The organism is Microvirga lotononidis, assembly GCF_034627025.1.
Classification (GTDB): domain Bacteria; phylum Pseudomonadota; class Alphaproteobacteria; order Rhizobiales; family Beijerinckiaceae; genus Microvirga; species Microvirga lotononidis.
Map to the genome: position 1 here is coordinate 507989 of NZ_CP141050.1, position 14025 is coordinate 522013.

10 protein-coding genes and 2 pseudogenes are annotated in these 14025 nt (G+C 60.5%); 6 read left to right on the forward strand and 6 right to left on the reverse strand.

Annotated elements, in window-relative coordinates:
• Positions 1-10: 10 nt before the first annotated feature.
• From U0023_RS35835 to U0023_RS32040, 4 genes are read right to left on the reverse strand one after another with little or no spacing between them, the layout of a single operon-like run.
• On the reverse strand, positions 11-856 hold the full coding sequence (locus U0023_RS35835) for a DUF995 domain-containing protein (protein WP_009490113.1): 846 nt from the start codon (positions 854-856) through the stop codon (positions 11-13).
• Positions 853-2727, reverse strand: coding sequence for a glycosyltransferase family 2 protein (locus tag U0023_RS32030; RefSeq protein WP_009490111.1), 1875 nt, complete (start codon positions 2725-2727; stop codon positions 853-855). Before U0023_RS32030 ends, U0023_RS35835 begins: the two co-directional genes overlap by 4 nt.
• A complete protein-coding gene (gene galE, locus U0023_RS32035; RefSeq protein WP_009490109.1) occupies positions 2724-3710 on the reverse strand; it encodes a UDP-glucose 4-epimerase GalE in 987 nt (328 codons plus the stop codon). The genes U0023_RS32030 and galE overlap by 4 nt, the downstream gene beginning before the upstream one ends.
• Positions 3707-4744: a UDP-glucuronic acid decarboxylase family protein gene (locus tag U0023_RS32040; protein WP_052600472.1), complete on the reverse strand. Its 1038-nt coding sequence runs from the start codon at positions 4742-4744 to the stop codon at positions 3707-3709. The genes galE and U0023_RS32040 overlap by 4 nt, the downstream gene beginning before the upstream one ends.
• A gap of 950 nt (positions 4745-5694) precedes the next feature.
• Between U0023_RS32040 and U0023_RS35840 the strand changes: the two genes are divergently transcribed.
• Positions 5695-6465 (forward strand): GDSL-type esterase/lipase family protein, encoded by a 771-nt coding sequence (locus U0023_RS35840; RefSeq protein ID WP_009490105.1) that lies wholly within the window; start codon positions 5695-5697, stop codon positions 6463-6465.
• 421 nt (positions 6466-6886) lie between these two features.
• Here the strand turns inward: U0023_RS35840 and U0023_RS32045 are convergent.
• A pseudogene (locus tag U0023_RS32045) lies at positions 6887-7953 on the reverse strand (IS110 family RNA-guided transposase).
• 167 nt (positions 7954-8120) lie between these two features.
• Here U0023_RS32045 and U0023_RS32050 point away from each other — a divergent pair.
• The 5 genes and pseudogenes from U0023_RS32050 (at position 8121) to U0023_RS32070 (ending at position 12495) form a co-directional block, all read left to right on the forward strand.
• A pseudogene (locus U0023_RS32050) lies at positions 8121-8776 on the forward strand (IS6 family transposase).
• A gap of 816 nt (positions 8777-9592) precedes the next feature.
• Positions 9593-10384 (forward strand): transporter substrate-binding domain-containing protein, encoded by a 792-nt coding sequence (locus U0023_RS32055; protein ID WP_052600461.1) that lies wholly within the window; start codon positions 9593-9595, stop codon positions 10382-10384.
• 17 nt (positions 10385-10401) lie between these two features.
• Entirely contained in the window at positions 10402-11061 is a 660-nt protein-coding gene (locus U0023_RS32060) for an amino acid ABC transporter permease (protein ID WP_009490095.1), read from the forward strand.
• A gap of 4 nt (positions 11062-11065) precedes the next feature.
• Positions 11066-11719 (forward strand): amino acid ABC transporter permease, encoded by a 654-nt coding sequence (locus tag U0023_RS32065; RefSeq protein ID WP_009490093.1) that lies wholly within the window; start codon positions 11066-11068, stop codon positions 11717-11719.
• 2 nt (positions 11720-11721) lie between these two features.
• Positions 11722-12495 carry an amino acid ABC transporter ATP-binding protein gene (locus U0023_RS32070; RefSeq protein WP_009490091.1) on the forward strand — a complete coding sequence of 258 codons (774 nt, stop codon included), beginning with the start codon at positions 11722-11724 and terminating at the stop codon, positions 12493-12495.
• Between the two features lie 35 nt (positions 12496-12530).
• On the opposite strand, the gene U0023_RS32075 is transcribed toward U0023_RS32070, so the two are convergent.
• Positions 12531-13997, reverse strand: coding sequence for a M81 family metallopeptidase (locus U0023_RS32075; RefSeq protein WP_009490089.1), 1467 nt, complete (start codon positions 13995-13997; stop codon positions 12531-12533).
• Positions 13998-14025: the final 28 nt, after the last annotated feature.

Sequence of the window (14025 nt, forward strand, 5' to 3'; positions counted from 1 at the left end):
CTTGAATGGTTCACTGCGATGGCGCTGCCTCTGTCGGCGGCTGGGGGACCTCGGGGGCTGGCAGAGCGGTCGCCTCCCGAGCGATTGATTCTGACGCGGGGGCTTCCGCTGCCGGATGTCCTTCCATGGATGAGACCGGCGACGGGGGCGGGCTCCCGTTCATCGGAGCCGGCCTATCTTCGACCGGGCCTGCAGCGGACGATCTTAAGGTTTGCGCCTCGGGCGTGATAACAGGCATCTCCGTCGGACCTGCAGGGACCGGGCCAGTCTCTCCTGGCTCAGTCGGTGCGGCCGCCGGATCTGTGGCTGTCACTGGAGCGACATCAAGAGGCTTGCTCGACGGCTGGGGTGGCGCCAGCCGTGCAAAGGCTGCCTCAAGTCTCGCAATCTTGGTGGTGACCCTGTCGCCACGCACCAGCTTCCTGAACTCGTCTTTCGCGGCGACGGGAGTATGCCTGAACTCGTACCATGGTCCCGAAGGGTTCTTCCTCTGGTAGATGGTTTGCCCCAGGCTTCGGTGCGTAAAGCACGTGGTGGATCCCTTGGCTCCGCTAAGGACGTGCCAAGTAGCCTCGAAGCACATGCTTCCGTCGCCTGTGGCATACCATCGGCCCTTCGCGTAGCTGGACTTGGCGATGCTGGATCCACTCCACGCGAGAAAGCTCCCGTCTGCCGCGAAGTATCCTGCGCCGTTCGTCCACAGCCATGTCTTGTTCCGGAACAGGAGCTCCACTTGCTCAGCCGACATGACCCTGCCTGGCTGGCGCTTCGGCGTGGCTGCCTCGGCGGTGGGAGCAAGGGCGAGGAACGTGCACAGGGTTGCCGTGGCCAACGGCATGATAGCCGGGTTCGTCATGATCGGATCTCCTTGAGTGCCAAGTGTTGGGCGCGGGGAGTGTCGGTTGCCAGCCAGGTTCGGCCAGGGATCTGCTCGAGCGCCTTCTCGATGCCGAAGGTGATACCGGCCAGCCCCTGTGGGATACGACGCGGCATCGCGAGGCATGGGACCAGGATCATCGCCGCGATCACCATGGCCGGAACGCAGTTGGCCCGGCCGATCGCGATGGAGTCCCCCGGCCGCAGGATGCCGTTTTCGGTGCAATGCCGGACGAGGATCGTGACTGTCAGAATCGCGTAGAGAACGCAGTTGACGATGGTGAAGACGTAGAACCCGGCCGAGCTCTCGCGATGGTCGAGCAGGAGCGCGGGCAACCCCGACGCGAGCGATAGAAGTGCGTAGGGAAGGACCACCCGGGTCGGCAGGGGTGGGGTTTCGGCTGTGCCCTTTGGAGTGACGCGGAACTCAACGATCGTGCCGGTCCACCAGTCGCGCACAGCGGCTGCCGTGCCGAGCAACGACCAGGGCCAGCGCGCAAACAGGAAGAGCGTGCCTTCCCAGCTCAGGACCTTTCCGTCAGCTGGGCGTCCCCATCCGCTACGGGCAAGGGTGGCGACGATGAGCACCAGCGCGAGCGTTCCGACTCCGAAGTGGAGCATGAATTCGGGATAGGTGACCCCCACGATATTAGCATCGAGCACCAGCGCGACGATCGGCATGACAAACATCAGCGGCATGACGAGAGAGAACAGCGGATACCAGAGCTGGCAGAACAGGAACTGGAGCTTCAGCCGCCACGGCATGCCGTGCAGGAGGCCGGGTGTGTACTCAAGCAGGATCATCATCAGGCTGCGTGACCACTGGAATTCTTGCGTGACCATGTCGGCGAAGGTCTGCGGGCCATCGCCGTGCGCGATGGCGTTGACGGCGTGCACGCCGCGCCAGCCATACGCATTCATGAACAGCGTCGTTGAGTGATCTTCGGCGAGTTCGGGGCCAAGGCCGCCAATTTCCTTCAGGGCCTTGGTCCGCACCGCATAGTGCGAACCGATACACAGGGGCGCGAGGCCGCCATTGTAGCCCGCCTGAAGCGCTCCATGCAGCATCGCCTCCACGTACAGGCGACCGCGCGCCGACCAGCTCCCTGAAGCGTTCCGATCGCAGATGCTCGGCGCCGATACATAGCCGACGTGTGGATCTCCGAACGGCCGGAGCATCTCCTCCAGGTAAGTCTCGTCAGGTACGTGATCAGCATCGAGCTGTGCGACGAAGTCGTAGTTCTCGTAGCCGAAGTGATCGTAGAAGAAGGCGAGATTGCCCTCCTTGCAGCGGGTGCGCCGGGGCCAGGTCACGCGATGGTAATCATTGCGCCCTTTGCGGGTTGAAATTCGGACCCCGTGCGCCGCGCACCAGGCGATCGTTTCGGGTGTGGGATCCTCGTCGGCAAGCCATGCGTCATGCGGATAAGTCTGCCGGAGCATGGCCTCCAAAGTCTCCTTTACAATCGGGAACGGCTCGGACGGAGCCTTGGTCACCACCATGGCGACGCGGTGGTCCCTGGGTGCCGGCCGTGCAGCGTTTGGCATGCGTCCGTTGAGAAAGATGAAGACAAAGTACAGGGGCAGGAGTGTCAGCCAAGCGAGCGTCAACGTGGTGACGGTGTAGCGGATTGTGCCGATGTTGTGCTCAGGCCGCAGCCACCACTCCCAGAAGTAGACCAACGTGGCCAACCAGATCGCAGCGAGCATCCAATACCCGGCCTTCCGGTACCCGGTGAACAGCGGCACGAGCAGGGGCTGCTCCTCGGTCGCTGCTGCCTTGCCAGGCCCAACCGGAGGAAGGGGTGAAAGCCCTTCGCTTCGGGGTTCGTGTTCGAGGACCAGGGTCATGGGCGGGCCTCGAGTTCGAAGAACGGGGCCGCCGATCGGACGATGGTATCGACGTCCGAGAGCTCCGGCCAGAAGCCGAGCCGCTCCCGGGCCAGCGCCGGGTTCGCGAAGAGGATTGGCGGATCGCCAGCTCGGCGCTGCTCGAACCGCACCGGAACCCGCCGTCCGGTCACCTGCTCGACGGCCGTCAGGATCTCCTTGATGGAGATTCCGCGCCCTGTGCCGAGATTGGCCGCGAGGTTCTCGCCCCCCTTGAGGAGATGGAGCACTGCGGCCAGGTGGGCTCTGGCCAGATCTGATACGTGGATGTAGTCGCGGATACAGGTTCCATCTGGTGTCGGATAGTCATCTCCGAACACGGACAGGTGGGGCAACTTCCCCGCCGCAGCCATCAGGGCCCGCGGGATGAGGTGCGTTTCCGGATCGTGTCGCTCCCCAATCTCGCCACCCGGGTCTGCGCCGCAGGCGTTGAAGTAGCGCAAGGCGACGTAGCGCATCCCATAGGCCGTTGCATAGTCGGCGAGCATCTGCTCGCCGATGAGCTTGCTGCGCCCGTAGGGATTGATCGGATCCTGAGGTGAGTCTTCGCGGATCGGCAATGCCTCGGGAACGCCGTACGTGGCGCAAGAACTGGAGAAGATGACATTCAGCAATCCCGCACCTCGGCAGGCATCGAGGAGTGTTTGCGTGCCATGGACATTGTTGCGATAGTACTTGGCAGGCTCGATGACTGACTCGCCAACATAGGCATGAGCCGCGAAATGGATGACGGCGGCGGGATCGTATCGCCTCATGGTTTCGACAAGAGCTTGTCGGTCGAGGACATCGCCGATGACGAGAGGACCCCAGCGCACCGCGTCTCGGTGCCCCGCAACGAGATTGTCATAGGCAACCGGCTCAAAGCCGTTCTGTGCAAGGGCCTTGCAGGTATGGCTTCCGATGTAGCCGGCGCCGCCGGTGACGAGAATGCGGGTCCTGCTCATGCGACGACCTCCCGGTATTCGCGCTGATAGGCGCCTGTGGCCGAAGGCGCGCGCAGGAGTTCGTCGAAGTAGCTGATGGTCAGACGCAGCCCGTCCATGAGCTTGATTCGAGGCGTCCATCCGAGTTCGCGCTTGGCAACCTCAATGTCCGGCCGCCGCTGGCGTGGGTCGTCAACGGGTAGCGGCAGGTGAACAATGCGGGATGGTGAGTTAACGAGGTCAATGACGATCTCGGCGAGTTCGAGCATCGTGAACTCGCCGGGGTTGCCGATGTTAATTGGCCCCGTCACGTCGTTGGGCGCGTTCATGAGGCGCACGAATCCTTCGATCAGATCGTCGACGTAGCAGAAGGACCGTGTCTGGGCTCCGTCGCCGTAGACCGTGATGTCCTCACCCTTCAGGGCTTGAACAATGAAATTGGAAACAACCCGCCCGTCCTCCGGGTGCATGCGGGGGCCATAAGTGTTGAAGATCCGGACCACCTTGATGCGGACGTCGTGGTTGCGCGCATAATCGAAGAAGAGCGTCTCGGCGCAGCGCTTGCCCTCGTCATAACAGGAGCGTGGTCCAATGGGATTGACGTTGCCCCAATATGCTTCCGGCTGCGGGTGGATGTCGGGATCGCCGTAGATCTCGGAGGTCGAGGCTTGGAAGACTTTGATGCCCCGGCTGCGGGCCAGGTCAAGGATGTTCAACGCACCCAGCACACTCGTGCGCATCGTCCTGACGGGATCTGCCTGATAGTGCGGCGGGGACGCGGGACAGGCCAGGTTGTAGATCTCGTCCACGTCCGCGACGAAGGGAGTTGCAACGTCGTGCGAGACGACATGAAACCGGCTGCTGTCGCGTAACTTGCGGATGTTGCGTTCCTGACCCGTGGAGAAGTCGTCGAGGCAAGTCACCTCGTGGCCCTCATTGAGCAGGCGCTCACATAGATGCGAGCCGAGAAAGCCCGCGCCTCCAGTGACAAGGATTCTCCGGTGAGAAGCGGCCGACGGGATCGGAATTCCAGGCAGAATCCTCAGCGCGTTCATCGGTTCAGTTTTTGTGAGCATTGTGGTCTCCAGGTTCGTCGTGGGCATGAGTGACCGCTCCTTGCCAACGTGCTCGTCGGCAAGAATTGAAATGTCTTTGTTGGAATGCTGTGTTGTAATCGAAAGTCTCAGTGGTCCTGCCGGCACACGGGAGACGAGTCCGCTACATGAAGCTGTAGCGAGAGTACGCTATGTGCAGCCGTACGGACCTCGTCGTGCCGGCTGGTGTGTGATAACCGCAGGGATTGCTGTGACGCCGCGCTCATTCTGGAAAGTGGCGGCATGGCGCAATGCAGCACGACCGCCGACTATAATTGATCTTGCAAGGGTTGTGCAACCAAGTAGAGAAGACCGATAGAGCCCTCGGAACATTTCAGCATACATGACCATATCTCCTCGCACGAGATTCCAAGCGGGAAGAAGATTCTGGCGTTTTATTTTTGGAAGGATTCCCCTGCCCGTGACTGCGGTGGCAATTTCGCGTACGGACTTTTTTGTTCGATCGATATTGCCTCGCCATCGCGCTGAAGATCAATACGCACTCTTTGAATGAGATCTAACTCGGGAGTACTTACAAGGGCGTACTGGAATACATATGCGAAGCCAGCCGTCCATTGCGTTCTGTGCATTCTGATTGAACTTTGGACAAGACATGCACTATGGAGGCAGATGCTGCCTCATCAGCAATCACAGGATGCTTAACTCATAATCAGCAGACAATCATATTACTAACGCTTTTTTTCTTCGAAACCGTCGAAAAGCGAAGGCAAAAGAGAGAATTGAAGACCAAGCAGAATCGGAGCAATCTCTAGCCAAACAATGCTCGGGCCCAGTCCGGTTGGGAGTAGTGTGAAGACGCTCCCGCAGCATCTTTCCGCCAACTCGACGGCATGACGCTTCCGTTAAAGCTGAGGCGTAAGGCTCACCCCTGTATTAGAAGGCACGCACCTATGGCTTTGCATCCATCGCGGTCCATAACACTCGCTTGGTTGTTGGCCGCTCTCATAGGTATCTCTCCAGCAGCTGAGCATCATCAACCAATTGGGATTTTGCCTATTGGGGATTCAATTACCGATGGGGACGGTAGGCATGATTCCTATCGTCGACATCTCTGGCACCTCCTTCGGAACGCAGAATACAAGGTAGATTTTCTCGGATCGAGGCACCTGAACGGCTACTATAACGAGCAGCCCCCGAATCCCGACTTCGATATGGATCACGAGGGGCATAGCGGATGGACGACCCGGGACGTCCTGTCCGAACTATCGGGTTCGGGTGAAGGACGGGGGCAACTCGGCGATTGGCTTTCCACACACGCTCCCGCCTTTATACTACTTCAAATCGGCACGAACGACATCCTCAAGTGCGAAGATACCAACGGCATCGTTGCAAGAATAAAGCAAATGGTTGCTATCATTCACTCCATCACTCCCTCCTCAACGATACTGATATCGACAGTGCTACCGCTGGGAAGCGCACAGAGTCTCGGATTTGATGACGCCTATTGCCCTGGCAAACGAGGGTTGGATACAGCTGTAAACGCCCTCAACCAAAACTTGCAAGGTGTTCTATCGGAAGTTGCGCGAGTCGACATAGTCGACCTCAACAGGGCGATCGATCCGGCAAGCGACTTGTATGATGGAATTCATCCTAATGCATCCGGCGAGCGAAGGATTGCGGAGGCTTGGTTCGCTGCAATGACACCGGCAACCACTCGCTAGCGTAATCGGGGCAGTTTGGGAGGTGGCCATGCCTCATGTTGACCGGATGACGAGGCCAGCCAGTGGCCGGATCTTCGGCTGATCCCCGTTCAGTCCGAGCCGGGCAGCGTCGGATACGTCCCTTGTGCGGGCGTTGTCATGTCTGGATGGCGCCCGTTTGGCAATGTGATTGTTGTTGACGTTTCGGCCTAGCGGGGCGGGTGCAGTCATGTCTCCGGCCTTTGAACGCGGTGCTGCATGACCGCTGGCCCTGATGTTTTACGCTGGAACTGGTCCCTCTCACGTTATCGCGCTCGACTGGCGCAAGACGATGCCACGGGTTTCCCAGTTTCGGCGGTCCATGTCCGCTGTGGCTTCACATCATCTCATCATCACCGTGCCAACTGAGTTGCCCTGAGGGCGAATAGTCTGAGCTCGCTGTCTATGAGGCCGCCGGCGCGGCGGCTCCCGTGCTCCCCGGCTGGTAAGCCGTGCTCCTGGCCATCACCGCCCAGGCGCTCCGGGCGATCTTGTTGGCCAGGGCCACGGCCACCCCCTTGAACGGCTTCTTGACCAGGAGGCTCCGGGCCCAGTCCGCCAGGGGCGTTCGGGAAGGGGCGTTCGGGTCTTGCCAGACTTCAGGCTGTAGAGCGCCGCGTGTGCTCCGACGACCAGCAGCTTGCGCAGGTGCCGGTTGCCCATCTTGGAGATGGAGCCCAGCCGTGGCTTGCCGCCGGTTGAATGCTGCCGCGGCACGAGACCGAGATAGGCGGCAAACTCCCGACTGCCCTGGAACAGCCTGGCATCGGAGACACTGGCCGAGAGACAGGAGGCCACAATCGGGCCGATGCCCGGAATGCCGGCGAGCCTTGTGCTGACCGGATCGCTGCGGTGGGCGGCCAGAATGGCTTTGTCGAGCCTGGCAATCTGCGCCTCGATCCCGATCAGCATCGCTGCCAGAGGCTGGAGCGCCATCCGGGCGGTGGCGGGGAGATCGGGACTGGCGTTATCATGGATAAGGGCGATCAGCTGGCGCGTGTTGCGAGCGCCTTGTGCTACCACGATGCCCAGCTCGGCAAAGTGACCGCGCAGGGCGTTGATCAGGGCTGTCCGCTGCCCGATCAGGAGATCGCGGGCTCGGTGCAGCATGAGGGTGCTCTGCTGCTGCGGGCTCTTGACCGGGACGAAGCGCATGGACGGCCGCGTGACCGCCTCGCAGATGGCAGCGGCGTCGGCGGCATCGTTCTTCTGCCGGCGCAGATAGGGTTTGACATAGGCCGGAGGGATCAGCCGAACGTCATGTCCGAAAGCCATGAGCGTGCGGGCCCAGTGGTGAGCCGTCGCGCACGCCTCCAACCCGATCAGGCAAGGTGGAAGGGTGCTGAAGAAACCTGGCACCTGGCTGCGCCGCAGTGCCTTGCGCAGGACGATCTTGCCATTCCGGTCGATGCCGTGGACCTGGAAGACGTTCTTCGCGATATCAAGGCCGATCGTGGCAATCTCTGGCATGATGAGTGGTTCCTCTCCGGTTCTCCAACATGCCTATTCTGGCATGGCTGACGCTGGTGGAGGGCGCCATCCACGACATCACGTTAACTCGGGTTTGACTGCGACCGGGTAGACGGGCTGGCATGACCAAGCCTGTCAGCTACAAGCGTCACCGCTTTCCGCCGTAGATCATTGCCCATGCGGTTTGGTTGTACTACCGGTTCCCCTTGAGCCTGAGACTGGTCGAGGAGATGCTCCTCGAGCGCGGCATGGTCGTCTCGTATGAGACGGTCCGCCGGTGGGCGCTGAAGTTTGGGCCGGCGTACGCTCACCGCCTCAGGCGCAAGAAACCAAACCGTCGCGACATCTGGCACCTCGATGAGGTTGTGGGCACGATCTCAGGCAAGAAGCATTGGCTCTGGCGGGCGGTTGATCAGGATGGCTATGTGCTTGATGAAATCGTTCAGAGCCGGCGCGACACCAAGGCGGCCAAGCGCTTGCTGAAGCGGCTGGTGAAGAAACAAGGCTGCCCATCCCGGCGCATGATTACCGACAAGCTCGGCTCCTAAACTTCTGCCCACCGTCAGATCATGCCAGAAGTCGAGCACCGCGCACATAAGGGTCTGAATAACAGAGCGGATAATTCGCATCTGCCGTTCCGCCGGCGAGAACGGGCGGGCAGGGCTTTCGATGTGTCGGAGGGCTGCAGAGGTTCGTCAACGTGTTCTCTGCCGTCCGCAACCTTTTTGTTCCGCCTCGCTCCCGCCGCTCTGCCCGCGCGACCCACCTTCACCGCGTCAACGCCATGGCAGCGTGGAAAGTCGCGGCGAATGTCGCCGCTTGAAACTGTCATGCGGCTGAATTTGCCTCAATGTGCCCGGTGCGGGTTAACGTAACAACACCATCCCAATCCCTCCGACTTTATCGCTAAGTGGCATCGATGACGAGAAGACTCAGCACGGGATTACACGGCTATCAGGAGAGTCGTCGCGAACATGATGGTCCCGAGGATAATCGCAGGGCCCGTCCAATCGGACCACTGAGGCTTACTGTGGAAGTTCACCTCGCCAAGCATCGGGCTCTCTGACAGGTTGATTGTTCCTGATTCGTTCTGACTTTACTTCGCCTGCTTGAGGTTGGTCAAGGAGCGTCGTTGACGGGGACGCGGGCAGCCAGATGGCGGTGAAGACAATCGAGAATGGCTTGTCTGGGGCGCAACTATTGCCCCGTCGAGCCTTCTGGAGGTTACAAATGGCTCACTTCCAAGATAGCCCAATTTGGGGGATATCACATTAACGGCGAATACTACCCTGTACTCGTCAAGGAAAAATCCCGCAGTGAGAAAAATCAACGACTTGGGCTGTGCAACAACTGTCCTTGTCGGTAAGCCCAAGGACTATACTCAGTTAATGTGACATCTCCCATGTTCGTTGCATGATGCCAAGTCAATTCGCGACGGCAAGCCCGCCCCACATGTTTCGTCCTGTGGAACGAGCTGCGCTTGTAGTAGTGCCGAAATTGCCGAATGCTTCGCTATTCCGTGTGATCATCGTCGTCGCGAGTGAGGGACGTAGCGCGGGGCGCGATAACCAAAAGGGGGACTAGTGTGTTGAAGTCGATCATCAAGTTTGCTGCCGGTATTGGATTATGCGCGCTGGCGATGTTGCCGGCCCAGACCGCCGCCGCCCAGGGAAAGCTGAAGGAAGTTCTCAGCCGTGGGAAGCTCATAGTCGGGACCGGAAGTACGAATCCCCCGTGGCATTTCCGCGATGAAAAAGGGGAACTCGTCGGCTTTGACATCGAGATCGCGAAGATCATCGCTCAAGGCTTGTTCGACGATCCTTCCAAGATCGAGTTCGTTAATCAAGCATCTGATGCCCGCATTCCAAATATTGTAACCGGCAAGGTCGATATTGCGTGCCAGTTCGTGACCGTGACGGCGGCACGGGCGCAGCAGGTGGCCTTCACGATCCCGTATTATCGTGAGGGTGTCAGCCTCATGCTCGTTTCGGGAGGCCGCTATGCCGACTACGCTGCGCTTAAGGCTGCCGGGAACAAGGTGACGGTCTCGGTGCTTCAGAACGTCTTCGCGGAAAAGATGGTCCACGATGCACTTCCTGAGGCGAAGGTCGACCAATTTGAGAGTGTCGACCTCATGTACCAGGCCCTCAATTCCGGGCGAGCCGACGCTGCAGCAACGGATTCTTCGTCTCTACGCTACTACATGAAGCAGAATGCCGGCCGTTACGTGGATTCCGGCTTCAGCTGGAACCCGCAGACCTATTCCTGCATCGTCAAGCAGGGTGATCAGGACTGGCTGAACTTCGTCAATGTCGCCATCCGTGAGTCCATGACGGGCACCACGTTCCCGCTATATAAGGCCGCCTTCGAGCGTTGGTTCGGCGAGACGCCGCCGGAGCCGAAGATCGGCTTCCCGTCCGAGTTCCGGTAGTCCTCGATACCCGGCTTATGGGATACTCGCTTCAGTTCGGAGCAGTCTGGGCGAGCTTCGGCAACTTGTTGTCGGGGCTTGCCCTCGGTCTCGGCTTGGCCGTTGCAGCGGTGGCATGCGGCACCTTGATCGGGCTCGTCGCGGCCTTTGCCAGTGTCAGTTCGTCCCGCATCGCACGCGTTCTGGTAGGCGGTTACGTGATGCTGATCCGGAACCTGCCGCTCCTCGTGCTGGTCCTGCTCGTGTATTTCGCGCTTCCACAACTCGGGATCCGCTTTGACAAGTACGAGAGCTTCATCGGAGCGCTCGCGCTCTACGCAGGAGCTTACCTCACTGAGGTCTTCCGCGCCGGCCTCGTCGCCGTGCCGAAAGGCGTGGTGGAGGCATCCCGGGCCATCGGCCTCACGTGGGTGCAGACCAACGTGTGGGTTGTCGCGCCGATCATGATGCGTAATGCTCTTCCGTCGATGGGCAACACCTTTATCGGCATGTTCAAGGACAGCTCGATTGCGGCTGCCATCGCGGTTCCGGAGCTGACATTCCAGGCGCGCAAGATCAACGTCGACACCTTCCGTGTCGTGGAGACGTGGCTCGTGGCAAGCGGTCTCTACATCGCGACCTGTTTCGCCATCGCGGCGCTCCTGCGCCGTCTCGAACGGCTATTTCCGAAGTTCTGAGCCCATGCAGCCGTTCCTGAACCAGATCTGGATCGCCCGTTGGCCGTTGTGGGAAGGCTTCCTGCTCACGATCGAGGTCGCGTCCGCCGCCATCCTTTTCGGCACCGTCCTCGGATGCATCTGCGGGATTCAGCTTGTCTATGGCCCGGCCATCATCCGCATTCCCTTCCGGGTTTATGTAGACGTGATGCGGGGCACGCCCGTCCTGGTCCTGATCCTCGCCGCTTTCTACATCCCGTCGGTCGCCGGGGTCAACCTGAGCGCGACGCAGGCTGGCATCCTCGCCCTCTCGCTCTTCGCAGGTGCCCATATCGGTGAATTGATGCGCGGTGCCCTGCAGGCGATTCCGCCAGGCCAGGCCGAGGCGGCCCGTAGCATCGGACTTACCTTCCCGCAGACCCTTGCATACGTCCTCCTGCCGCAGGCCCTGCGGAGTGCTCTGCCTCCATGGATCAACACGGGGGTCGAGCTCATCAAAGGGTCCAGCCTCCTGTCGATCATCGGAGTGGGCGAACTTCTCCTTAAAACCCAGGAAGTTATTGGGCGCACCTTTTTGACCATAGAGTTCTACGTCTTCGCGGGAGCACTCTATCTCCTTGCCAATATTTTTCTGGATCAGCTCGGCAAAGCCATCGAGCGACGCGTACAGGGGCGCTGACCATGGAAACCACAGGCCCGTTGCTCGAGATCCGCGGATTGCACAAGCGCTTCGGCGCCGTAGAGGTTCTCAAAGGGGTCGACCTGGCCCTTCATAAGGGGGAAGTCGTATCGATCATCGGATCGAGCGGATCGGGCAAGACCACGCTGCTGCGATGCGTCAACCTTCTTGAGGAGTTCCAAAGCGGCAATATCGTGCTCGATAGTGAAACCATCGGCTACAGCACGAAAAATGGACGCCGCCACCGTTTGAGCGATCGTGAGCTGTCGCGCCAGCGGTCGATGACCGGAATGGTGTTCCAGAGTTTCAATCTCTTCCCCCACCTTACAGCCGCCGGCAATGTGATGCTGGGCCTGCGCAAGGTTCGTCGTATGGGAAAGGCGGAGGCGCGTGCACTGGCTGAGCGTTGGCTTGGTCGCGTAGGGCTTGCCGCCCGCGCCGACCATTATCCAAGCCAGCTTTCAGGCGGGCAGCAGCAGCGGGTCGCCATTGCCCGTGCGCTCGCCATGGATCCCAAGCTCGTCCTTCTCGACGAGATAACCTCCGCCCTTGATCCAGAACTCGTCCAGGAAGTGCTGAACACGGTCAAGGCTATCGCGGATGAAGGGGCGACACTCCTGATCGTGACCCACGAGATGCGGTTCGCCCGCGACGTCTCGGACCGCGTCGTCTTTATGGATCAAGGACAGGTCGTCGAGGATGCCCCCCCCGCCGAGATTTTCGGCAATCCGCGGAGCGCACGGCTCGCGGAGTTCTTGCGCAACACACGCACCTGAGGCGAGGTGCTTTGCCGGCGCGCCAGGGGATAATGTCAGTCGAGCCCTAGCGGATCAGGATCCAGCGGCCAGATGGGCCGGGGCAGGCGCTTGAACGGCAGGGCAGACCAATCTGGATTACTCGTCCCAGGTGTCGCGACGAAAAGCTGCTTGCGCGTGTTGTCGACGAAGAGATCCTTGTGCTTGTAGAGGTTCTTAATCGAGACTACCTGCTTGTCATCGAAGGTGATGCCGTGCAGCGTGAGAAGGCTGAGCGAATAGAGATTAGTGCGCTGCGTCGTCAACAGGATGTCGATGCCTTCCACCCGTACGACGGCGACGTCACCGATGTCGATGCGCTCGTCGTTGATATGGTCCTGATAGGCGTCCTTCTTCAGGAAGCGGACCTCGGTGTCCGCATCGAAGGGCGGGCCGGAATTCGGATCGAACTTGCCGCCGATGCGTAGCCTGATCCGCGCGCCGACCCCCACCTGGAAGCAGATTCGGACAGCGAGCGGGTCCCACAGGGGCGCGACTGCCGCATTGCGAATGCCGGCTTCGACGAAGGCCCGCAGGACATAAGTCGTGTCTCCCGGGGCGCCGCTGCCGATCTGATCGGCGGTATCGGCGATGAGGAGCGGCTTATCGCCCTTGATCCGGGCCTCCGCGATGGCCTCCTCGAAAGGAGTAAATGGCAGCATCGCGGCTGCACGGATGCGGTAGAAGCGCTCGCCGAAGTCGCGCGCGGCGCGTTCGGCCAGCGCCAAATCGCCGTCGGCGATGGCCAGCATCTTTGCGCCTGCCAGGGGAACGTCCGCCCAGGGAAAGCCGTGGTTCAGGGACAAGGACAGGATACCGTCCTTGCCCTCCGCATCGAACATCGCCTGCGTGAAGGCGATCATCGGCCCTTCCATGGTCGTCGGAAACAGTCCCATGGTCCGGCAGTCGAACAGGGCCATCCTCGGTTCGATTTCCCCCGCGAGGGTCCGCCGCGTAAGATCGAAAAGATCATTGGCCCGCTCCGAATGGTCGATATGCGGATAGGTTTTGTAGATTACGATGATGTCGGTGGCATCGAGAAGAGTGTGGTCAATGTGGGCGTGGAGATCGAGCTCGATCCCAATCTTCGTAGAGGTGCCGACGAGCGCGCGCATGCGCGCGACGAGGTCGCCCTCGCAATCGTCGTAGCCGTCAGCCACCATCGCTCCGTGCAGGAAAAGAAGGATCGCATCGACAGGGCCCGCGGCCTTCAGGTCGTCAAGGATGCGGTCGCGCATCGACTCATAGGCCGCTTGCGTCGTCGGTCCAGCTGGCGACGCGAAGGCGAAGAGGCTCTGGATCACCTCCCAGCCTTCTTCGCGCGCACGCTCGACCCAGATTTGCGCCGGTGCCGACCAGGGCGAGGAGGGGATCGACGCGATGTCCCCCTCGCACCAGAGCGTATCCTTGAAGTCCTCGATTCCGGTCGGAAAGAACGAGAAGGTGTTCGTCTCGGTCCCGAGTGTGGCGACGAAAAGGCGCATGCTGTCTGTCCCGGCGCGCGATGGCAGG

Coding starts and splice junctions, on each gene's coding strand:
- U0023_RS32030 (WP_009490111.1), bottom strand. CDS start 2,727: ATGACCCTGGTCCTCGAACACGAACCCCGAAGCGAAGGGCTTTCACCC.
- U0023_RS32040 (WP_052600472.1), bottom strand. CDS start 4,744: ATGAACGCGCTGAGGATTCTGCCTGGAATTCCGATCCCGTCGGCCGCT.
- U0023_RS35840 (WP_009490105.1), top strand. CDS start 5,695: ATGGCTTTGCATCCATCGCGGTCCATAACACTCGCTTGGTTGTTGGCC.
- U0023_RS32055 (WP_052600461.1), top strand. CDS start 9,593: ATGTTGCCGGCCCAGACCGCCGCCGCCCAGGGAAAGCTGAAGGAAGTT.
- galE (WP_009490109.1), bottom strand. CDS start 3,710: ATGAGCAGGACCCGCATTCTCGTCACCGGCGGCGCCGGCTACATCGGA.
- U0023_RS32065 (WP_009490093.1), top strand. CDS start 11,066: ATGCAGCCGTTCCTGAACCAGATCTGGATCGCCCGTTGGCCGTTGTGG.
- U0023_RS35835 (WP_009490113.1), bottom strand. CDS start 856: ATGACGAACCCGGCTATCATGCCGTTGGCCACGGCAACCCTGTGCACG.
- U0023_RS32060 (WP_009490095.1), top strand. CDS start 10,402: ATGGGATACTCGCTTCAGTTCGGAGCAGTCTGGGCGAGCTTCGGCAAC.
- U0023_RS32070 (WP_009490091.1), top strand. CDS start 11,722: ATGGAAACCACAGGCCCGTTGCTCGAGATCCGCGGATTGCACAAGCGC.
- U0023_RS32075 (WP_009490089.1), bottom strand. CDS start 13,997: ATGCGCCTTTTCGTCGCCACACTCGGGACCGAGACGAACACCTTCTCG.